This window comes from Pseudomonas sp. NIBRBAC000502773 (genome assembly GCF_006517195.1).
Lineage (GTDB): Bacteria > Pseudomonadota > Gammaproteobacteria > Pseudomonadales > Pseudomonadaceae > Aquipseudomonas > Aquipseudomonas marginalis.
Window position 1 is genome coordinate 1729585 of sequence record NZ_CP041189.1, and the last position, 20966, is coordinate 1750550.

The 20966-nt window shown below is 59.7% G+C and carries 21 protein-coding genes, 1 tRNA gene and 1 pseudogene; 12 read left to right on the forward strand and 11 right to left on the reverse strand.

Going from position 1 to position 20966, the window contains the following annotated elements:
* The first annotated feature begins 99 nt into the window (after positions 1-99).
* Positions 100-471, forward strand: a complete 372-nt coding sequence (locus tag NIBR502773_RS07845) for a DUF2784 domain-containing protein (protein ID WP_141155787.1) — start codon at positions 100-102, stop codon at positions 469-471.
* On the opposite strand, the gene NIBR502773_RS07850 is transcribed toward NIBR502773_RS07845, so the two are convergent.
* The gene (locus NIBR502773_RS07850) at positions 443-1426 is read right to left on the reverse strand and encodes an SDR family oxidoreductase (protein ID WP_141155788.1); all 984 of its coding nucleotides are present in this window, start codon (positions 1424-1426) and stop codon (positions 443-445) included. The two genes, NIBR502773_RS07845 and NIBR502773_RS07850, sit on opposite strands and share 29 nt — an antisense overlap.
* Before the next feature lie 95 nt (positions 1427-1521).
* Here NIBR502773_RS07850 and NIBR502773_RS07855 point away from each other — a divergent pair, with 95 nt between their 5' ends.
* The 7 genes from NIBR502773_RS07855 to NIBR502773_RS07890 all read left to right on the forward strand — a co-directional run bounded on the left by NIBR502773_RS07855 (position 1522) and on the right by NIBR502773_RS07890 (position 6790).
* Positions 1522-2406: a LysR family transcriptional regulator gene (locus tag NIBR502773_RS07855; protein ID WP_141155789.1), complete on the forward strand. Its 885-nt coding sequence runs from the start codon at positions 1522-1524 to the stop codon at positions 2404-2406.
* Positions 2407-2462: 56 nt separating this feature from the next.
* On the forward strand, positions 2463-3041 hold the full coding sequence (locus NIBR502773_RS07860; RefSeq protein ID WP_027603653.1) for a DUF4337 domain-containing protein: 579 nt from the start codon (positions 2463-2465) through the stop codon (positions 3039-3041).
* A 70-nt stretch (positions 3042-3111) separates the two neighbouring features.
* Positions 3112-3771, forward strand: coding sequence for a M24 family metallopeptidase (locus tag NIBR502773_RS07865; protein ID WP_141155790.1), 660 nt, complete (start codon positions 3112-3114; stop codon positions 3769-3771).
* 17 nt (positions 3772-3788) lie between these two features.
* The gene (locus NIBR502773_RS07870; protein WP_141155791.1) at positions 3789-4142 is read left to right on the forward strand and encodes a gamma-glutamylcyclotransferase family protein; all 354 of its coding nucleotides are present in this window, start codon (positions 3789-3791) and stop codon (positions 4140-4142) included.
* 77 nt (positions 4143-4219) lie between these two features.
* Complete coding sequence (locus NIBR502773_RS07875; protein ID WP_141155792.1) at positions 4220-5260, forward strand: EamA family transporter; 1041 nt, start codon at positions 4220-4222, stop codon at positions 5258-5260.
* A 345-nt stretch (positions 5261-5605) separates the two neighbouring features.
* Positions 5606-5875 carry a short-chain dehydrogenase gene (locus NIBR502773_RS07885; protein ID WP_131699714.1) on the forward strand — a complete coding sequence of 90 codons (270 nt, stop codon included), beginning with the start codon at positions 5606-5608 and terminating at the stop codon, positions 5873-5875.
* 330 nt (positions 5876-6205) lie between these two features.
* Positions 6206-6790 carry a hypothetical protein gene (locus tag NIBR502773_RS07890; RefSeq protein WP_141155794.1) on the forward strand — a complete coding sequence of 195 codons (585 nt, stop codon included), beginning with the start codon at positions 6206-6208 and terminating at the stop codon, positions 6788-6790.
* Between the two features lie 210 nt (positions 6791-7000).
* On the opposite strand, the gene NIBR502773_RS07895 is transcribed toward NIBR502773_RS07890, so the two are convergent.
* Positions 7001-7090: transfer RNA gene (locus NIBR502773_RS07895), tRNA-Ser, on the reverse strand.
* A gap of 336 nt (positions 7091-7426) precedes the next feature.
* Between NIBR502773_RS07895 and NIBR502773_RS07900 the strand changes: the two genes are divergently transcribed.
* The 3 genes from NIBR502773_RS07900 (at position 7427) to NIBR502773_RS07910 (ending at position 10165) form a co-directional block, all read left to right on the forward strand.
* Positions 7427-8119 carry a crotonase/enoyl-CoA hydratase family protein gene (locus tag NIBR502773_RS07900; protein WP_065924808.1) on the forward strand — a complete coding sequence of 231 codons (693 nt, stop codon included), beginning with the start codon at positions 7427-7429 and terminating at the stop codon, positions 8117-8119.
* A 212-nt stretch (positions 8120-8331) separates the two neighbouring features.
* Complete coding sequence (locus tag NIBR502773_RS07905) at positions 8332-9054, forward strand: 1-acyl-sn-glycerol-3-phosphate acyltransferase (protein WP_141155795.1); 723 nt, start codon at positions 8332-8334, stop codon at positions 9052-9054.
* Between the two features lie 139 nt (positions 9055-9193).
* Positions 9194-10165, forward strand: coding sequence for a magnesium and cobalt transport protein CorA (locus tag NIBR502773_RS07910; RefSeq protein ID WP_027603646.1), 972 nt, complete (start codon positions 9194-9196; stop codon positions 10163-10165).
* Here the strand turns inward: NIBR502773_RS07910 and NIBR502773_RS07915 are convergent.
* The 3 genes from NIBR502773_RS07915 to NIBR502773_RS07925 all read right to left on the reverse strand — a co-directional run bounded on the left by NIBR502773_RS07915 (position 10162) and on the right by NIBR502773_RS07925 (position 14348).
* Positions 10162-10887 carry an amidotransferase gene (locus NIBR502773_RS07915; protein ID WP_065940707.1) on the reverse strand — a complete coding sequence of 242 codons (726 nt, stop codon included), beginning with the start codon at positions 10885-10887 and terminating at the stop codon, positions 10162-10164. The genes NIBR502773_RS07910 and NIBR502773_RS07915 overlap by 4 nt on opposite strands.
* 94 nt (positions 10888-10981) lie before the next feature.
* Complete coding sequence (locus tag NIBR502773_RS07920; RefSeq protein WP_141155796.1) at positions 10982-13126, reverse strand: 3-hydroxyacyl-CoA dehydrogenase NAD-binding domain-containing protein; 2145 nt, start codon at positions 13124-13126, stop codon at positions 10982-10984.
* 16 nt (positions 13127-13142) lie between these two features.
* On the reverse strand, positions 13143-14348 hold the full coding sequence (locus NIBR502773_RS07925) for an acetyl-CoA C-acetyltransferase (protein WP_141155797.1): 1206 nt from the start codon (positions 14346-14348) through the stop codon (positions 13143-13145).
* A gap of 640 nt (positions 14349-14988) precedes the next feature.
* On the opposite strand from NIBR502773_RS07925, the gene NIBR502773_RS07930 reads away from it, so the two are divergent.
* Positions 14989-15795, forward strand: coding sequence for a cytochrome c (locus NIBR502773_RS07930; protein WP_141155798.1), 807 nt, complete (start codon positions 14989-14991; stop codon positions 15793-15795).
* Between the two features lie 28 nt (positions 15796-15823).
* Here NIBR502773_RS07930 and NIBR502773_RS07935 read toward each other — a convergent pair whose 3' ends face one another.
* The 6 genes and pseudogenes from NIBR502773_RS07935 to NIBR502773_RS07960 all read right to left on the reverse strand — a co-directional run bounded on the left by NIBR502773_RS07935 (position 15824) and on the right by NIBR502773_RS07960 (position 20946).
* Entirely contained in the window at positions 15824-16627 is an 804-nt protein-coding gene (locus NIBR502773_RS07935; protein ID WP_027603641.1) for a transglutaminase family protein, read from the reverse strand.
* Positions 16624-17573 (reverse strand): annotated as a pseudogene (locus NIBR502773_RS07940) (alpha-E domain-containing protein). Before NIBR502773_RS07940 ends, NIBR502773_RS07935 begins: the two are co-directional and overlap by 4 nt.
* Before the next feature lie 4 nt (positions 17574-17577).
* On the reverse strand, positions 17578-18987 hold the full coding sequence (locus tag NIBR502773_RS07945) for a circularly permuted type 2 ATP-grasp protein (protein ID WP_027603639.1): 1410 nt from the start codon (positions 18985-18987) through the stop codon (positions 17578-17580).
* A 458-nt stretch (positions 18988-19445) separates the two neighbouring features.
* Positions 19446-19787 carry a ribonuclease E inhibitor RraB gene (locus NIBR502773_RS07950; protein WP_025854181.1) on the reverse strand — a complete coding sequence of 114 codons (342 nt, stop codon included), beginning with the start codon at positions 19785-19787 and terminating at the stop codon, positions 19446-19448.
* Positions 19788-20000: 213 nt separating this feature from the next.
* Positions 20001-20237 carry a hypothetical protein gene (locus tag NIBR502773_RS07955; RefSeq protein WP_027603638.1) on the reverse strand — a complete coding sequence of 79 codons (237 nt, stop codon included), beginning with the start codon at positions 20235-20237 and terminating at the stop codon, positions 20001-20003.
* Positions 20238-20340: 103 nt separating this feature from the next.
* On the reverse strand, positions 20341-20946 hold the full coding sequence (locus NIBR502773_RS07960) for an START domain-containing protein (protein ID WP_141155799.1): 606 nt from the start codon (positions 20944-20946) through the stop codon (positions 20341-20343).
* Positions 20947-20966 lie beyond the last annotated feature (20 nt).

Below are 20966 nucleotides of genomic sequence, written 5' to 3' on the forward strand. Positions count from 1 at the left end.
CCCTGGAGGAAGGACTAAATGGATTCAGCACAATAACGGCCACGCTTGCCCGCTAGCAACCCTTTAGACTGTGCGCCCCCTCCTTTCGATGCGCGCGCAATGCTCTATCGTCTAGCCGCAGACAGCCTCGTGCTGTTCCACCTGTGTTTCATCCTGTTCGTACTGTTTGGTGGGCTGCTGGCCCTGAGATGGCGTCCGGTTATCTGGCTGCACCTGCCCGCCGCTGCATGGGGCGTAGCGGTCGAAGTGTTCCACCTGCCCTGCCCGCTGACCCGCTGGGAAAACCTGTTTCGCCACCTCGCCGGGCAGGACGGTTATGGCGGTGGGTTTATCGAGCATTACATCCTCACGCTGATCTACCCGGCCGGGCTGACGCCACAGATCCAGCTGGGCCTGGGCGCGTTGGTGCTGGTGATCAATATCGCGGTGTATGTGCGCTTGATCAGGCAGCCGCGGGGTTTGCCGCAGTAGCCAGGTTGCCCATGCCGACCAGCGTGGCCTCCACCGCCTCATCCAGCGGCGTATGGGGTTCACTGCCCAGGGCTTGCAGGAGCCGACAATTGTCCAGGAGCAGCGGGGTTTGCCACAGGTAACGCATCTCCTGCAGTTCGCGGAAGGTGACGACAAAAGGCGCAACCAGCTTCAGCAGCCACCAGGGGAACGCGCCCACGCGGGGTGTGGTGCCCGTCCTGCGTTGGACGACTCGGCGGATGGCCTCAACCATCTGGGTGCCATCGGTGTCCACATACCCGGCCATATGAAAACGCGCAAACGGTTCCAGGCTTTCGCGACGCGCCAGCAACTGGACCATCGTGCGTGCCACGTCCGGCAGGTAGGCCCACTGGTGCGCCATACCCGGCGCGCCCGGGTAACTCACCGTGCCCACCGGTTTGCCCGGTTTGACCAGGCCTTGGGAAAACCAGCTGTTGGCCGCCTTGGGGCCGAAAAAGTCCCCGGCCCGCACAATCAGCACCCGCGCACCGTTACGCGATGCGTCCAGCAGGTGCCGCTCCATCTCGACGCGAATCGCACCTTTGCGCGTGTGCGGGTGCTGGGGCGAATCTTCGCCAACCCGTGGGAAAACATCCGGCCCATAGTTATAGACGGTGCCCGGCAACACAATGGTCGCCCCTTCTGCGATCGCCGCGGCAATGCTGTTATCCAGCATCGGCAACACCAGCTCGGCCCAGCGGCGATAACCGGGCGGATTCACTCCATGCACGATCACAGAACACCCTTTGGCCGCCGCGAGCACATCCGAACGGTTCATCGCATCACCCTGTACCCAGGTGAAATTGCTGCTGTGGCGACGGGCCTTGTCCACCTCCCGCGTCAGCGCTATGACCTGCCACCCTTTGGCAAATAACTGGCGTGCCACTTCACCGCCGATCCCACCGGTCGCGCCGAGTACCAATACCTTGTCCATGCCCTGCCTCCCGCACTGAGTTGATGGGGTCATCCTGAGCGCCGGCACGCTATAGATAAATTGCCCAAGAGCATCCAGCCGCTATACATTTATGCATGGCATTGACTATCGGTTGGGAGCTTTACCGAACCTTCCTCGGTGTACTCAAGGAGGGCTCGTTGTCGGGGGCCGCACGGCAGCTCGGCATCACGCAGCCCACGGTCGGTCGGCATATTGCCGCCCTGGAAACGGCGCTGGGCGTTGTGCTGTTTACCCGCTCACCGACCGGTTTGTTGCCGACGGCGGTCGCCCACACGCTGCGCGCCCACGCCGAAACCATGGCGCGTACCGCCGCCGCCCTCGAGCGCGCCGCCTCTTCACAAGGCGATGAAGTACGCGGCGTAGTGCGGGTGTCTGCCAGTGAAGTGGTCGGCGTTGAGGTACTGCCGCCGATCCTCAGCCAATTGCGCCAGCAACATCCCCACCTCAAGGTCGAACTGATCCTGACCAACCGCCTGAGCGACCTGCTGCAACTGGAAGCCGACATCGCCGTGCGCATGGTCCGCCCGAGCCAGGAACAACTGCTGGCACGGCGTATCGGCCTGATCGAAGTGGGCTTGCACGCCCGCGACGACTACCTGCAACAGCACGGTATCCCGCAGCACCTGCAAGAACTGGCGGCGCACTCGGTGATCGGCTTCGACCAGGAAACCGCGTTTATCCGCAGCCTGGCTATTCCTGGCTTCGAGCGCAGCGCGTTTGCCCTCAGCAGCGACAGCGACCTGGCACAACTGGCGCTGATTCGCGCCGGTGCCGGCATTGGCGGCTGCCAGGTGCAACTGGCCAAGCGCGACCCACGCCTGCTGCGCGTTCTGCCGGATGCCTTTGCGTTCAAGATGGACACCTGGGTCACCATGCACGAAGACCTGCGCAACAGCCCGCGCTGCCGAGTGATGTTCGACGCCCTGGTGCAGGGTTTGCAGCATTACGTACAGGCTTGAGACAGCTTCACTGGTAAAGAATCAGACTCCCTCAGTCCCTTCACCGGCGCGCCCCCATGTCCGAAGCCTTCGAAGTCCCCAGCCCCCACGAAAAACACCTCGAACACACCACCGAACATGCCCACGCCCGTGGTGACAGTTTCGCCAGCCGCATCGCCGTCATGACCGCGCTGATGGCCACCCTCGGCGCCATGCTCAGCTACCAGGCCGGCTCCACCGAGAGTGAGGCGGCGATGGACAAGAACAACGCGGCCATCATCAAGACCGACGCCGCCAACCAATGGAACTACTACCAGGCCAAGTCCAGCCGACAGAACCTGGCGGAACTCGCGACCCATATTCCCGGTGTGGATGCCGCCCATTACAAGGATGAGATCGAGCGCTACAAAAGCCAGAAGGAAGAGGTACGCAAGCAAGCGGAAAAACTGGAAGCGACCTCAAAGGAATGGGATGAAAAATCCGAGCAGGCCTTGCACCAGCATCATCGCTGGGCCCAGGCGATGACCGCGATTCAGATCGCGATTTCGCTGGCGGCGATTACGTTGTTGACGAGAAGGGAATGGTTGAAGCGCATGTCCTATGCGGCGGCGGGTGTGGCGGTGGTGCTAGGTAGCCTGGCCTGGCTGCATATCTAGCAATTTTACTTGGGCGCGTTGCATTCATCGCTATATAGTAAATGGCATAACGTTACCCAAGGAGAGACCGGTGTCCGCACAACCCAAAGAAGCCGTGGGCGCCGCCTACAGCATTGAATCCATGCGCTATGCCCAGGCCATGACCTGGCAAGCCATCGACCACCTCGCCCAGCACATCCGCCCCGGCATGCTGGAATCCGAAGCGCGCGAATTGGGCAAGCACGTGCTTGCCGAGCTCGACATGCAACGCATCTGGCACCCGCTGCTGGTGCGCTTCGGCGCCAACACCCTCAAGACCTTCAAGCAGCGCTCCGATGGCGACCCGGTGCTGGGTGACAACGACATCTTCTTCATCGACATGGGCGCCGTGTGGCAAGGCCACGAAGGCGATGCCGGCGCGACCTTCGCCACCGGCAACGACGCGGACATGATTGCCTGCGCCCACGCCGCCAAGACGCTGTTCGACCGCGTGCAAGCGCGCTGGAAAAACGACCAGGTCGTCGGCCTGGAGCTTTACCGCTACGCCGAACAACAAGCCCAGGCCATGGGCTGGCAACTGAACCTGGACATCAAGGGCCATCGCGTCAGCGACTTCCCCCACGCCATCCATCGTGGCGGCGACCTGGGTGACTTCGAGCACTACCCGAATGCAGGGCTGTGGATCCTGGAAATCCAGATCGCCCACCCGACCAAGCCCTACGGTGCCTTCTATGAAGACTTACTCGCCTGACCGTTAAAGGAACAGAAATGGAACGCTCCACTGAACACTCTGTGCTGTTGTTTTCCTACGGCACATTGCAGGACAAAACCGTGCAACTGGCCAACTTCGGGCGGGAACTGGCGGGCCGACACGATGCAATGCTGGGCTACGCGCAAAGCTGGGTAGAAATCAGCGACCCGCAGGTACTGGCCAGCAGTGGCAAGACCCATCACCCGATTGTGCAACCTACCACCGAGGCGGGGGCGCGTATTGAGGGGATGGTGTTTCAGATTTCCGAGCAGGAACTGGCGGCGGCGGATGCGTATGAAGTGGCGGACTACAAGCGCATGGCTGTGACGTTGGCGTCCGGGCTGACGGCGTGGGTGTATGTGCAAGCCTGAAGATGACGTTGCCCAAATCGCCCAAGCTTTAACCTGAGCCCACGACGTATCATGGGCCAACCTTTCGAGGATGGCCCATGAACCTCAGTATCTTCTACGCACTCGCCGCCGCCGCCCTGTTCGGCGCCAGCACCCCGCTCGCCAAGCACCTCGGCCTGGGCCTCTCGCCCGTGCTGCTCGCCGGCCTGCTCTATCTTGGCAGTGGCGTCGGCCTCGCGGGTGTGCGCGTTATTCGTGATCGCGGCTGGAAACCCTCCGGGCTAACCCCTTCGGAATGGCCCTGGCTGCTCGGCGCCATCGCATTCGGCGGCATCCTCGGGCCCGTCGCGTTGATGTTCGGCTTGAGCCGCACCGCCGGCGCAACCGCCTCCCTGATGCTCAACCTGGAATCGGTGCTGACCGCCGTTATCGCCTGGGTCGTGTTCAGGGAAAACGCCGACCGTCGCATCGTCCTGGGGATGATCGCCATCGTGCTGGGCGGCGTGGTGCTGTCGGGGGCCGACGGCGGTGGCACCAGCCATGACTGGACGGGGCCGCTGGCGGTTGCCGTGGCGTGCCTGTGCTGGGGGATCGATAACAACCTGACACGCAAGGTGTCTGCATCGGACGCGCTGTTTATCGCCGGGGCCAAGGGGTTGATTGCGGGGCTGGTGAATGGCGGGTTGGCGCTTTATCTCGGGGCGCAGATTCCGGGCATGGCGCAGCTGGCGCCTATCTTGCTGGTGGGTTTTCTGGGCTACGGCATCAGCCTGGTGATGTTCGTGTTGGCGTTACGCGGACTGGGCAGTGCACGCACGGGGGCGTATTTTTCGACCGCGCCGTTCCTGGGTGCTGCGATTGCGGTGCTGTTGTTGGGTGAGTCAGTGACGCTGGCGTTCTGGATTGCCTCAGCGCTGATGGCCGTGGGGGTTTGGCTGCACCTGACGGAACGACATGCCCATGATCATCAGCATGACGCGACGGAACACGGGCATCGGCATGTGCATGATGAACATCATCAGCATGAGCACGGGTTTGAGTGGGATCCGGCGGAACCCCATAGCCATGTGCATGTGCACAGTCCGCTGAGGCACAGCCATGCGCATTTTCCGGATGTGCATCATCGGCATAGGCATTGAGGGGGTGATCTATTGCGCAGCAACAATAGATTTGAGCAACTTCCTACAAGTCACTCAGAAGCGCCACTCTCCCACTTCAAAACCACCCAGCCTATAGTCCCTCGGTCGCTGAAATGGCGATCGGGTTTGGCGACTCGACTACAAGATGGCAGAAAGCCTCCCGGCTAATTTGCGGGTCGGCCCTGCACGCAATAAGCTGCTCAATGGTAGCTGTGCGTGGGAGACCCTTGGGTCTGCCGGTCTTTGTCCGTTCTTGTCCCGGTTCGCCAACCCGCGTACAGCTGCCACCATTTGTTTGGCGACAAATGTGTGGCGGACCTTCTACTAAGTGAACGGACTTAATTCATGAACCAATACATAGCACTTACCAGCAACGACAGCGCCACCCCTGCCCTTTTTGTCGACACTACCGTGCCTCTGCAGATACTGCTCGATGCCGCGACATATCGACTTCGCGCCGTCACCCAAGTCCTGGAGAACCTCGCACTACGCAGTGAAATCAGCAGTGATGCCGTTGTTCTGAGCGATTTTGCATTGCTCTGCTCAATCCCTCTGCGAGACGGATGCGATTTGCTGGATGTCATAGGGCGCCACATGGATGCGCCGGGCGCGTGATTTAATACTCACAGTCTTTTTCAGAATCCGAAAATCACAAACTCCTGGTTTCTTTCGAAATCAGGGGTTTTGTTTAAAAATCAAATAAATTTTTCCGCTTTTCCTTGTAAAACCAGAGTGCCGGGAGCCGGTAGGCCACTCTAGGGGGGATTGGTTTCCGTAGCCAAAAAAAAGGCCCCCGCACTTGGCTTCGGTGTGGGGGCCTTTTTTACATAAGTGTCGTTATTAGAAACGCAAAATGAAACGAGTTTTGCTCGACAGTAGGTTTCAGCCGTAGAAAAAAGAATATTCTCGCTTTGGAAACTCGACAGTCCACATCAAGGAAAACACATGAACTTTCTAAGTGCATATGGCAAAGAAATTGTATCGCTAGCGGTTCCGCTACTAACTTGGATACTGAATTCGGGGCTCAAGGCTAAAGCAAAGCTGGTATGGGCAAGCCCCCATTTCTTCCATTTTTTAGTACAGGAGCCGCTCAACGATCCTGAAGGCAACGTTGTAAGCCCGACTCAACGCGTATGCACAGCTTCAATCAAGGTGATCAACACTGGACGAGAGACGGCAACAAAGATCGAATTAGTTTTCAATTGGAAACCGCAATACATAAATCTCTGGCCCGTTCGTCATTACGAACATAAAACTGATCAGGATGGTCGCCATATTTTGATATTCGATAACCTATCCCCAAAGGAGGAAATCGGGATTGAAATAATGTGCATCAACAGAGATCTGCCAGAGCTTCTTTTAGTTCGAAGCGCGGAATGCATCGCGAAAAACGTGAGGCTTTCATGGGTGGGCTACTCATCTCCTCTAAAAATCAATATTGCACGTGCCTTGCTTCTATTAGGTGCTAGTACGTTCATCTATTTGGCGATTGTCCTCGTGCAATTTTTGGTGCTACGAACGCCAGCCTGACAGGGCACCCGAAGCACCGTATGAAATGGATGCAACAGGACTCGCGAAGCCACTTTCACGACTCAAAAATTCGCAGATGACTGGTGAACAATTTCGCACCAAAACAGCGCGCCAGTCCCATGATGGTCCCATGGGGGCATTTTTTGGACGCCAAAAACCACAAACCCCCGACTTTCTCTAGGAAAATCAGGGGCTTGCGTTTTATCAATTTGGCGGTGAAGGAGAGATTCGAACTCTCGATACAATTTCTTGTATACACACTTTCCAGGCGTGCTCCTTAAGCCACTCGGACACTTCACCGTATCTCGCCAAACCAGTTCAGTCTGTCGAGGCGCGCTAATGTAGTCGAAAGCCTTTCTGATGGCAAAGGTTTTTTTCAGAATTTTCATGCGGTTAGACGGCTATGCCGAGATGCGCCCGGCAAGGGGTGGTGATTCTGCCATTCTTGGGCATGGGCGGCCTGTGTCTGGGGTCGGTGTTGCGCCCTGCCCCAGGCCTTCCAGTGCTCTCCCTGCGGGGAAAGTCTGACTGGGCAGTCAGTCACGGCGCTTTACCGGGGCGGGCGTGGTGGGTAACGTCTGCGCATGCGCCTTTATAAACAGCCTCTCTATAACAAATCCTACAAGGAACCGCGTCATGAGTGAGTTGATTGCTTACCACCTCGAAGACGGTATCGCGACCCTGACCCTGAGCAACGGCAAGGTGAATGCCATTTCTCCGGATGTGGTCAGTGCGTTCAATACAGCGCTGGACCAGGCCGAGAAAGATCGGGCGGTGGTGATCATCACCGGCACGCCGGGGATCCTGTCGGGTGGTTATGACTTGAAGGTAATGACAGCCGGCCCTAAAGAAGCCATCGGCCTGGTGACGTCGGGTTCGACGTTGGCGCGTCGCCTGTTGTCGCACCCGTTCCCGGTGATTGTGGCGTGCCCTGGGCATGCGGTGGCCAAGGGTGCGTTCCTGTTGTTGTCGGCAGATTATCGGATCGGGGTGGAAGGCCCGTTTAGCATTGGCCTGAATGAGGTGGCGATCGGCATGACCATGCACCACGCCGGTATCGAGCTGGCGCGGGACCGTCTGCGTAAATCGGCGTTTCATCGCTCGGTGATCAATGCCGAGATGTTTGACCCGCAAGGCGCGTTGCAGGCCGGTTTCCTCGACAAGGTGGTGGCACCTGAAGAGCTGCAGGCGGCGGCGCTGGAAGCGGCACGTCAGTTGAAGAAGCTGAATATGAATGCCCATAAGCACACCAAGCTGAAGGTGCGTAAGGCGCTGCTGGAGGCGTTGGATGAGGCAATCATCCAGGATCAGGGCCATATCCTGAGTTAAGCCCTACAACCGAAACATCAGAGCCCGACCTTGCGTCGGGCTTTTTCGTACAAATGAATCCGAAACATCTTTAGCCGCTCTAGCCTGCCTATATCGGCACATGTTGAAACATGTGCTTAAACATCGCCTATCTCCTACCTCTTTACGGGTAATTGCCGAATTCAGTGCACATCCGTACACTGCGCCACCTTTTATCCCGATGGGCCGTGTCGATGCTTTTTCTGTTACGCATGTTATTGATGGGCCTGCACTTTATGGTGACCGGTGCACTGGGCGTGCTGCTCGGGGCCTGCCGGCCGTTCAACCCGGACAACAGCCGCTTGTGCGCGCGCCTTTATGCGCTGCCGGCCATGTGGATCCTGCGGCTGAAGGTGAAGACCGATGTCGACTCCCTGCGCAACAAGCCGGGTACGTGTGTGATCATCGCCAACCACCAGTCCAACTATGACTTGTTTGTGCTGGGCACCGTGGTGCCCCATCGCACCGTGTGTATCGCCAAAAAGAGCCTGAAATGGGTACCGCTGTTCGGCCAGTTGTTCTGGCTGGCGGGCAATGTGCTGATCGACCGCGGCAATGCGCACAAGGCACGTCGCGCGATGCTCACCACCACTCATACGTTGCAGCATCAGGACACGTCGATCTGGGTGTTTCCGGAAGGCACGCGCAACCTGGGCAAAGGCCTGTTGCCGTTCAAGAAAGGCGCGTTTCATATGGCCATCGCCGCTGGCGTGCCCATCGTGCCGGTGTGTGTCAGCAATTACGTTACCCATATGAAGCTCAATCGCTGGAACAGTGGTGATGTGCTCATACGCTCGTTGCCGCCGATTCCTACTGTGGGCCTGACTTCGGATGACATCCCGCAGTTGATGCAGACCTGTCAGGCGCAGATGGATGAGTGCATTGCTGCAATGGATCGCGAAGTGCAATCTGCCTGAACACCTTCCGGGGGGCCTGGCCCCCCACGTAAACAAGCTTGCTCGTCACAAAAAGCGAGCACCTGCAAACGCCGCAACGGAACGTCATTCAAGCTAAGCTGCCCAACACCTGTCCTCCTAATAAGAAGTGATCAGCACCATGGGTAGAGTTGTTGCGGCCGCCGTGTACAGCGCCGGAAAGAAAGTCACGGATATCACCCTCGACGAAGGCGCGGCCTGGGCCGCCAAACCCGGGCACTTTGTGTGGATCGGCCTGGAAGAGCCCAACGCCCAGGAGCTGGCCAACCTGCAACGCCAGTTCAACCTGCATGAACTGGCCATCGAAGATGCCCTGGAAAAACACAGCCGCCCCAAGCTGGAAACCTTCGGTGATGCGCTGTTTATCGTCACCTATTCACCGGTACGCGAGAACGGCAAGCTGGAGTTTATCGAGACCCATATCTTCGCCGGCAACGGCTACATCATCACTGCGCGCAACGGCCATTCGGCGTCCTACGGCTTTGTTCGGCAACGCTGTGAGGCCCGGCCGCTATTGCTGGAGCATGGGGAAGATTTCGTACTCTATGCCCTGCTGGATTTTGTCACCGAGAACTACCAGCCGGTCAGCGAGGCGATCCACGCCGAGATCGATGAACTGGAGCACAACGTGCTGTGCAGCTCGCTGAGCGAGCGCGATATCCAGAAGATCCATGGCCTGCGCCGCGACGTGCTGCGACTCAAGCGCTATGTGGCACCGATGGTAGAGATCAGCCAGGAACTGCAGAAGCTGAGCTTTCCGTTTATCGACAAGAACATGCGCCCGTATTTCCGTGACGTGCAGATCCACGTCACGCGGCAGATGGAAGACCTCACCACCCTGCGCGATATCGCCAGCCAGACCATCGAGATCGGTGTATTGCTCGAAGCGTCGCGCCAGAGCGTGGTTCAGCGCAAGTTTGCCGCGTGGGCGGCGATCCTGGCGTTCCCCACCGCTGTGGCGGGGATTTATGGGATGAACTTCCAGAACATGCCCGAGCTGCAATGGCACTACGGCTATTTTGCGGTGCTCGGGTTTATTGCGTTCGGTTGCACCGGCTTGTGGGCCAGTTTCAAACGCTCGGGCTGGCTTTAAACCCGGGCTTCAGGCTTGTGCGCCACGAAACGCATCATCCATTCCGCCACGGTGACGCCGTGGTGGTCGCGCGCCAGGCTGGCCACGCCGTTTGTGTAGACTTTTTCACCCAGGGTCGTCTGAAGAATCTCCAGCAACTCGCGAGAATAGTCATGGATAAATTCCGGATGCCCCTGGAAGCACAGCACCTGGTCGCCGATGTGATAGGCGGCGAACGGGCAAAACTCGCTGGAGGCGATGACCGTGGCATTGTCCGGCAAGGTGGTGACCTGGTCCTGGTGGCTGATCAATAGCGTCAGCTCTGGCACTTCAGGGCTCATCCACGGCGCCTGGGTATCCAGTTTGTAATCGTGAATGCCCATGCCCCAGCCCTGCCCCGCGCGCTCGGCCTTGCCGCCCAGCAGCAACGCGAGCAATTGATGGCCGAAGCAGATGCCCAGCAACTTGTCGCCGCGCTCATAGCGTTCGAGCAGGTAGGTCTTGAGGGTCTGGATCCAGGGGTCGGTGCCGAAGGAATCGGCCTTGCTGCCGGTCACCAGGTAGGCGTCGAACACTTCGTCGTCCGACGGGTATTCGCCCTGCACCACGTTGTACACAACAAATTCGGCGGCAATCGGCTGCTTGGAGAACAGGCGCTTGAACATCTGCCCGTAGCCTTGGTATTGATCGATCAAGCCTGGACGCAGGATATCGGTTTCCAGGATACAGACGCGTAGCGACATAAAAAATACCTGACACGGTGATGGGAATAATGCACACCCCAGAGCCTGCCTTGAAATACCCTGACAAGGCAAGCCCTGTACATGCCCAAAACCGTCAGAAGGTCGTGTTCTGCGCAGCTTTGTCGAGCAACAACGCCGGCGGCGAGAACCGCTCCCCATACTGTTCCGCCAGGTAGCGGGCACGGGCGATAAAGTCATTGAGGCCGTACTGGTTGATAAACTGCAACGCGCCACCACTCCAGGCGGCAAAACCGATCCCGAAGATCGACCCCACGTTGGCGTCGGCGGTGGACATCAACACGCCCTCCTCTACGCAGCGCACGGTCTCGATGGCCTGGATAAACAGCAAACGGTCGCGCACATCCTGCGCTGAAATGCGCTGGTCGGCTCGCTCAAAGCGCGCTTTCAATTCAGGCCACAGATGCTTCTGCCCGCCCGCCGGGTACTCGTAGAAACCTCCCCCCGCCGCCTTGCCCGCGCGTTTGTACTCGTTCACCAACAGATCAATTACCACCGTCGCCGGATGGCTTGGGACTGTTTTACCTTCAACCTGCAGATCCTTGGCAGCCTGCTGTCGGATATGACTCATCAGGCTGAGGGACACTTCATCGGACACCGCCAGCGGCCCCACCGGCATACCCGCCTTGCGCGCCTCGGTCTCGATCATCGGCGCAGCCACGCCTTCGCCCAGCATGGCGATGCCTTCATGGGTGAAGGTGCCGAACACCCGCGAGGTGAAGAACCCACGGCTGTCGTTGACCACGATCGGAGTTTTCTTGATCTGCAGGACGAAATCGAAACCTCGGGCCAGGGTTTCGTCCGAAGTGCGGGCGCCCTTGATAATTTCCACTAGGGGCATCTTGTCCACCGGGCTGAAGAAATGCAGGCCGATGAACTTGCCTTGATCCGGCACCGCCGTGGCCAGGCCGCTGATGGGCAAGGTGGACGTGTTGGAGGCGATCACCGCGTCGGCGCCGACCACACTGTGTGCGGCAGCCGAGACCTTGGCCTTGAGTTCGCGGTCTTCGAACACGGCCTCGATGATCAGGTCGCAGCCGACCAGATCAGTATCTGAAGCCGTAGGATGAATCCGCGCGAGGGTGCTTTCGCGCTGCTCGGCGGTCAATTGCCCACGGCTGACCTTCTTGTCCAACAGCGCCGCCGAATGTGCCTTGCCCTTCTCGGCGGCTGCCAGGTTGATGTCCTTGAGCACGACTTCGATGCCCGCACAGGCGCTGACATAGGCGATGCCCGCGCCCATCATCCCGGCGCCGAGCACTCCGACCTTACGCGTCACGTAAGGCGCAAAGCCCTGAGGCCGCGAGCTACCGGCGTTGATTTCATTGAGCTGGAACCAGAAGGTGCCCATCATGTTTTTCGCCACCTGCCCGGTGACCAATTCGGTGAAGTAGCGGGTTTCAATCAAGTGCGCGGTGTCGAAATCCACCTGCGCGCCCTCCACGGCGGCGCAGAGGATTTTCTCCGGGGCCGGGAAACAGCCGTTGGTTTTGCTGCGCAAAATCGATGGTGCGATGGCGAGCATTTGCGCCACTTTCGGGTGAGACGGCGTACCACCGGGAATCTGATAGGCCTTGTTGTCCCACGGCTGCCTGGCCTGCGGATTGGCGAGAATCCATGCGCGGGATTTGGCCAGCAGCTCAGTGCGATCCGCCACCAGCTCATCGACCCACCCGGCTTGCAGCGCTTGCTGTGGCCGGACTTTTTTGCCTTCGAGCAAATACGGCAACGCCTTTTCCAAGCCCAGCATGCGCACCATCCTCACCACACCACCGCCGCCTGGTAGCAGGCCAAGGGTGACCTCCGGCAAACCGAGTTGCACCGACTTGTCATCCAGCACGACGCGGTAGTGACACGCCAGGCAGATCTCCCAACCGCCGCCGAGGGCTGCGCCATTGATGGCGGCCACCACCGGCCTGCCGAGGGTTTCCAGGCTGCGCAGTTGCGCCTTCAACACCAGGACTCTGGCGTAGAAATCCTTGGCATGGGCCTTGTCGACCTTGATCAGTTCATTGAGGTCGCCGCCGGCGAAAAAGGTCTTCTTCGCCGAGGTGATAACCACGCCGGCAATGTCGTCCTTTTCCGCTTGCAGGCGTGCGACGGTGGCCGCCATCGCCTCACGGTACGCGGCGTTCATGGTGTTGGCGCTCTGGCCGGGCATGTCGAGGGTCAGCACCACGATCTGGTCCTGGCCTTTTTCGTAACGAATGGCAGCGGTCATGACAAATTCCTTGGGCTCAGAGGCGTTCGATAATGGTGGCGATGCCCATGCCGCCGCCGACACACAGGGTGGCCAGGCCGTAGCGCTGCTGGCGCACCTCCAGTTCGTCGAGCAGGATGCCGAGGATCGCGCAACCCGTGGCGCCCAACGGGTGGCCCATGGCGATGGAGCCTCCGTTGACGTTGACGCGTTCGGCGTCGATGCCCATGTCCTTGATGAACTTGAGCACCACCGAGGCAAAGGCTTCGTTGACCTCGAACAGGTCGATGTCTTCTACGCGCAAACCGGCCTTGGCCAGCGCTTTACGGGTGGCCGGCGCCGGGCCTGTGAGCATGATGGTCGGGTCGGTGCTAGTGACGGCCGTGGCGACGATGCGCGCCCGCGGTTGCAGGCCCAGCTCGCGGCCCTTCGCTTCGGAGCCGATCAACATCAATGCGGCGCCGTCGACAATGCCGGAGCTGTTGCCTGGTGTGTGGACGTGGTGGATGCGTTCCACATGGCTGTAGACCCGCAACGCGGTGGCGTCGAAGCCCATCTGCCCCATCATTTCGAAGCTGGGCTTGAGCTTGCCCAGGCCTTCGAGGGTGGAATCGGCGCGAATGAATTCATCATGGTCCAGCAGCACGATGCCGTTCTGGTCCTGCACCGCGATCAACGACTTGTTGAAGGAACCGTCTGCACGCGCCCTGGCGGCTTTCTGCTGGGACTGTAGGGCAAAGGTATCGACATCCTCGCGGGTGAAACCTTCCAGGGTGGCGATCAGATCGGCGCCGATACCCTGGGGCGTGAAGTGGCTGTGCATGTTGGTCTGCGGGTCGAGCACCCAGGCCCCGCCATCGCTGCCCATGGGCACGCGGGACATGGACTCCACGCCGCCGACCACCACCAGGTCCTCAAAGCCGGAACGCACTTTCATCGCGCCGAGGTTAACCGCCTCCAGGCCCGAGGCGCAGAATCGGTTGATCTGTACACCGGCGACGTTGACGGCCCAGTCCGCCACCAGGGCGGCGGTCTTGGCGATGTCGGCGCCCTGGTCGCCCACCGGGGTAACGCAGCCGAGCACGATGTCATCCACCTGCTGGGTGTCGAGGTCGTTGCGTTGTGCCAGCGCGGTGAGCAGGCCGGCCACCAGGTTTACCGGCTTGACGCTGTGCAGGGCGCCGTCGGCCTTGCCTTTGCCGCGGGGCGTGCGTATCGCATCAAAGATCAAAGCTTGGGTCATGACGTCCTCGAACCATTGCGCAGTAATGCCCTTACCTTAGGCCCGATTGACACGGTTTCAATGACGGATGCGCTCATTGCTTTTGACCGCCACGCTCGGACGAACGGTAGGCACCTAAGGTAATTGCTGGATTAATCGTTTTAGCTGTCTAGCCAAGGCATTGGCGCCAAGATGGCGTTATGCCTCATGCCTTTTTAAGCTGAAATGCTGATCAGGTGATATGAAATGGGTCTAAGCCGCGCAGAACGAGGGCTCTAAGGTTCAATCAGTAAGAAGTTGCTGCCGGGTTTTGCTGGAGCAGCTGTAAGAAAAGCGACACGTCACATTGCGATACTCATATTCAACGGCACGCATTTGACGCTCAGGAATAACAACAAAAGGCAGTCAGCCATGTTCAAACATTCGAAAGTACGTCAGGCGGGACTTATTCTGTTCGCCACCACATTGATTCTGATCTTGCCCAACTTGACCAAGGTCATTGGGTGACCTCTTCTTGAGCCTGTTCTGTACCTCAGGATTACCGCTTTTGGCAGCACCTGCCGGGACTTCGTGCATAGCGATCCTGTTGCAGGAGCTGCCTTTTTACCTGCACTTTTCCGCTATCGTGGGCCCTATCGCCACTTAACACGGGGCCGTCGTCTTGAAACCGTTCTTCGCATTCCTTGCCTTGTTGCTCGCCCTGCCCGCTTCGGCGGCGCAATTGACCGTCGAGTTGGATCACAGCCGCAAGACCTGGCAGACCGCCGACCTGCTCAAGCATCCGGATGCGCAGACAGTGCAGGTCGTCGATGACGTTTCCTACAAGCGCAACATGACCTATCGCGCAGTACCGCTGGCAGTGCTCCTGCCGGGCCTACAGCCCGATAATCATCTGCAAGCCGTTGCCCTGGATGGCTTCGCCGCCGAACTGACGGCGGCACCGTTGCTGCAAAAAAACGGCGCCCGCGCCTGGCTGGCCGTGGAAGACCCGGCCCACCCATGGCCCCCGTTGGCAGACGGCAAGCCGAGTGCCGGGCCGTTCTACCTGGTGTGGACCGATCCGCAGGCCGGGCATATCAGCCCGGAGCAGTGGCCGTTCCAGATCTCCGCGATCAAGCAGTTGAAGACGGTGGCCGAACGTTTTCCGGCGCTGTTGCCCGACCCGATGTTGGCGGCGGATGATCAGGTCAACCAAGGCTTTGCGCTGTTCCAGAAGAACTGCCTGGCCTGTCACCGCCTCAATGGCGCCGGCGATGCACAGGTGGGGCCGGACCTGAATGTTCCCTACAACCCTACGGAATATTTCAGCGGCGACTTCCTCAAGCGCTATATCCGCGACCCGCAGAGCCTGAGGCACTGGCCGCAGGCGAAGATGCCAGCGTTCGCCGCCAGCGTGTTGCCTGACAGCGAGCTGGAATTGCTGGTGGGGTACTTGAAGCATATGGCAGGGCGTAAACAACACCCCTGAACCCAGCCTGATCTCGGTGGCGAGCGGGTTATTGCTGCTGGACCAGGACCACCGGCGTCGGTGCCACGAACACCTTGGCATGCATCTGCTCATGCCCACCGCCACGGCGCATGCCGCGTACCGGGCAAGCGTCGAGGTAGTCCAGGCCCACAGCCAGTTTCAAATGCCGCTCCGGCCGGGCCAGTTGGTTGGTCACGTCAAAGCTGTACCAGGCGTCATCCAGCCAGGCTTCTGCCCAGGCGTGGCTGGCCAGGTGAGTGCTGTCTTCCGTGTACAAATACCCCGACACATACCGCGCAGGAATGCCCAGGCTGCGCGCGCAGGCCAGGAACGCATGGGTATGGTCCTGGCACACCCCCGCCCGCCCTGCGAAGGCCTGGGCGGCGCAGGTGTCGACTTCGGTGGCGCCGGGCGTGTAGACCATCGACTGGTTGAGGGCGTGCATCAGGTCGATCAGGGCCGTGCGATCCCGGCGCTGGTGGCAATGCTGTTGCGCGAAGGCGCGCAGGGCGTCGTCGGGCTCGGTCAGGCGGGTGCAGCGCAGGAACGGAAAGGCTGACTGGCTCTCGTGCTCAGCCTCACGCAGCTCATCGATATCCACCTGGCCACGGGCGCCAATGATGATGGCGTCGTGGGGTTCGTCCAGGGTCAGCACGTGCAGGATGTTGCCGAACGGGTCGATCTGCGCGCGCACCGGGCGAGGCAGGTCCAGTTGCCAACTGAGCACGTGCTGGCGCTCGCTGTCGTGGGGCGTGAGGCGCAGGTACTGGATGCTGGCGCGTACCTGGTCTTCGTAGTGGTAGGTGGTTTCGTGGCTGATGGAGAGTCTCATGCGGCCTCCAGGTAGGAACTGTAGATGGCGTCGCCCAACTGGCGGACCAAGGGGATAAAGTCGGTCAGCCAGGCGTGCAGGCCTTCCTCGAGGATTTCATCGATCGCGGTAAACCGCAGGCGCGCGTCCATCTCGGCCGCCAGGCGCTGGGCCGGACGGCCGTTGATGCCGGGCAGGCTGGCGAGGATCTGGTCGATCTCTTCGCTGCAGGCCCGCAGCGAGCGGGGTACATCGGCGCGCAACAGCAACAGCTCCGCGACTTGCCGGGCACCTGGGGCGTCGCGGTAGATCTCGGTGTAGGCCTCGAACGACGATAACGCGCGCAGCAAGGCACTCCATTGATAGTAGGCGTGGGCAGTGCCATCGGTGACCGCTTCGGCCTGGTCGCCGGCCATTTCATAGCGCGCATCCAGCAGGCGCAGGGTGTTGTCGGCGCGCTCGATAAACGTACCCAGCCGAATAAAACGGAAGGCGTCATTGCGCATGATGGTGCCGTAGGTCGCCCCCGGAACAGATGGGAACGCTCCTTGACCCACTCGCAGAACCGGCTCATGCCGTAGCGGCTGAGGCCCTGCTGTGATATTTCGCGAATCTCCAGCCAGGTGGCGTTGATGTTTTCCCACATGTCGGCAGTAATTCGCCCACGCACAGCATGGGCGCTGGCCCGCGCGGCACCGAGACAACTGTAGATGCTGGCCGGGTTGGCCGCATCCAGTGCGAAGAAATGCAGCAGGCGTTCGGCGTGCAATTCGCCGTGGCGCTCGCGGTAATCATCCAGCGTGCCGGTGATCAACAGCGGCATGGCCAGTTCATGCAGGCCATCACCGCGCCCATCCTGGGGCATCAGCGACAGCGAATAACTGACATCGAGCATGCGCGCGAGGTTTTCCGCGCGTTCCAGGTAGCGCGACATCCAGTACAAATCCGAGGCAGTTCTACTCAACATGGCATCAGTCCTCGACCACCCAGGTGTCTTTGGTGCCGCCGCCCTGGGACGAATTGACCACCAGCGACCCTTCACGCAGCGCGACACGGGTCAAACCGCCGGGCACCACACGGGTTTCCTTGCCGGACAACACAAACGGGCGCAGGTCGATATGGCGCGGCGCAATGCCGTTTTCGACAAAAGTCGGGCAGGTGGACAAGCACAGGGTTGGCTGTGCGATATAGGCGTGGGGCTTGGCCTTGATACGCGCGCGGAAGGCTTCGATTTCCGCCGCCGTGGACGCTGGGCCCACCAGCATGCCGTAGCCGCCGGAGCCCTGGGTTTCCTTCACCACCAGGTCCGGCAGGTTGGCCAGCACGTGGGACAATTCGTCGGGCTTACGGCACTGGAAGGTGGGAACGTTCTGCAGGATCGGTTCTTCATCGAGGTAAAAACGGATCATCTCGGTGACGAAGGGGTACACCGACTTGTCATCCGCCACCCCGGTGCCGATGGCATTGGCCAGCACCACATTGCCCGAGCGATAGGCCGCCAGCAGACCGGGCACGCCGAGCATGGAGTCGGGGTTGAAGGCCAGTGGGTCGAGGAATGCGTCGTCGAGGCGACGGTAGATCACGTCCACGGCTTTGGGGCCGTCGGTGGTGCGCATGAACACACGGTCATCGCGCACGAACAGGTCCGCGCCTTCCACCAACTCCACACCCATTTCCCGGGCTAAAAATGCATGCTCGAAAAACGCGCTGTTGAAGCGCCCCGGGGTCAGTACCACGACGCTGGGATTATCCAGGGGGCTGGCGCTTTTCAGGGTATCGAGCAGCAGGTTGGGGTAATGATCGATCGGCGCGATGCGCTGGGCGGCGAACAGCTCGGGGAACAGGCGCATCATCATCTTGCGGTCTTCGAGCATGTAGCTCACGCCGCTGGGTGTACGCAGGTTGTCTTCCAGCACGTAGTAGGTGCCGTCGCCATCGCGTACGAGGTCGACTCCGGAGATGTGGGAATACAGGTCGCGGTGCAGGTTCAGCCCCTGCATCGCCAACTGGTATTGCTCATTGGCCAGTACCTGTTCGGCGGGAATGATCCCGGCCTTGATGATGCGTTGTTCGTGATAGAGGTCGGCGAGAAACATGTTCAGCGCCTTGACCCGCTGGATGCAGCCACGCTCGACCATCCGCCATTCGCTGGCGGGAATGCTGCGGGGGATGGTGTCGAACGGAATCAGGCGCTCGGTGCCCTGCTCGTCGCCGTAAAGCGTGAAGGTGATCCCGGCACGGTGAAACAGCAAGTCGGCTTCGCGCCGGCGCTGGGCCAGCAGTTCAGCGGGGGTGTCGGCCAACCAGCGGGCGAACTCGCGGTAGTGAGGGCGAACCTGCCCTGCCCCATCGTACATTTCGTCGTAATAAGTGCGGATCATGCCGTACTCCTTGTCACCCGGACGCAAGAACCATCGCAAGGCCCGTGCCAGCGGCATAAACACTTAAAAATCAGTTGGTTAAATATAAGCAAGGAACTGATCGCACCGTCCTGGTGCGCAGAATGCCCGCTGCCCTGCTGCACGCTTCATGGCAATGCAAGCTTTGGCTATCAACAGCATAGTCAGAGTTGATTTCACTGCCCGTCGAAGCGTGCGGATAATCGCCCCCATCCGCTGAACAGGACATGTCCTACAGCTTTAGCCATTGCGTAATCGGTACCGTGATCACTCGTGTACCGACCGGCTCCTTCGGTCTTCCCTTTCAGCCACCCTTTTCTACGGGTGGCTTTTTTTTGTGCAAGAAAGAGCGGCGCAAGTTCCACAAATCTTCATATACCGCAAACAAAATCGGCCGACCCTAAGGCCAGCCGATACGCTGTGTTGCTCATACAATGGCGCTACATGGGTAACCCACGCACCTCCTGCTTGACGCCCCAACCTTCGATGATTCCGCCCAGCGGCTCGACCACCGCTCCAAAGTCCTGCTCGAAGTCTCCTATGCCATCGTAGGTTGCAAACATGATCTTGCTCAGTTCCAGGTACCAGGCGCCATCGTCGCGCGCACTGACCTGGGCATTCAGGGACTCACCACGAAATTCACCCGCAGCCCTGCGCGCCCGTTCCTCATCCGGGAAAATGGCGTAGAACTCAATGGGGTGGAACCGTGAAAAGTCGAAGCCGCCTTCTTTCATGCGGCGCAGAACGTTGGTGCTGATGTCTTCTTGATAGGCTGTGCTCATGAAACGTCCTCCTCAAACCGATGGATAGACTTTCCGTGCTTCCCAAAGCCCGCGCCCTACTGGCGCGGGTACTACGGCAGGTACAGCACCGCAGGAAAACAAGCATGTAGCTGACAAGACCAGACCTTAGCGATTCATTCGCTGATCTCACTTGCAGAGTAGCGCGAAGCTATCACCTCCACCAGAGGTGCTTGAATGGCATACAGGGAATGTTCAGGCGGCGGGAGAGATGTCGAGGATCTGAATACTGTTCTGGTCTTTGAGGATCTTGACCGTGGGCTCGGGCTTGCGGCCCTCAAGGTCATTGAGGTCCAGTTCGGCGGCCACGGGCACCAGCTTGTTGCGAATCATGTGTGCCGCATCTTCGAGGCTGGGCTTGTGCTCGCAGGTGAACTGCTCCACGGACTGTACGCCGTGATCATCAACGAAGGTAATCTGCCACTTTTGCATCGGTGCCTCCTCGATAAAACCCATGTGTGGGCTTACATCTATCTGGACCTTGAGGGCTCGGCAAACGTTCCACTCACCTCAGGAGGCACCGGATCAAGCGCAGTTATTTTTCAGCGTGTTCCTTCAGGGCTTTCAAGGTGTTGAACGGCGCGTCCACCACGAACTTGTTGGCCAGCCACGACGGCACGCTGCCGCCTGGCTCGGTGTGTACCTGGTAGGTGACTTCGGTCTCATTGGCGCCTTTAGGGACCAGTTTCCAGAAGCCCTCGACCTGAGCGACACGCACGTAGCCTTTTTCTTCGGGCTTGTAGGTCGGCACGCCCTGCAGCTTGCGGGTTACGTTGCCGTCGGCGTCCTTGGTGGTGGTGACATGGATGTACGAATCACGATCGGTCACCGGGAACGGCGCCTTGAACTGGGTGTAGGTCCAGGCCTCATCGCCTTTCTTGTCCACTAGCTTCTGGGATTTGCACTCATGAATCCACGAGCAGGCACCGGCCACATCTTCCTGCAGGGCCTGGATCCTGGCGACAGGCGCCTTGATCACGGTCACACCGCGATACGCCTTGTATTTGGAGCCGGCGACTTCGCTCAGGGACACCTTGATACCGTCTTCATCCTTGGCAACCTGCCAATCCTCAGCCTGGGCAGTGGCAGCAAATACCAGCGTAAAACCGCACAGCACAGCCATTCGTTTCAGCGAACCCATTGTTGTATTCCTTATTGTTG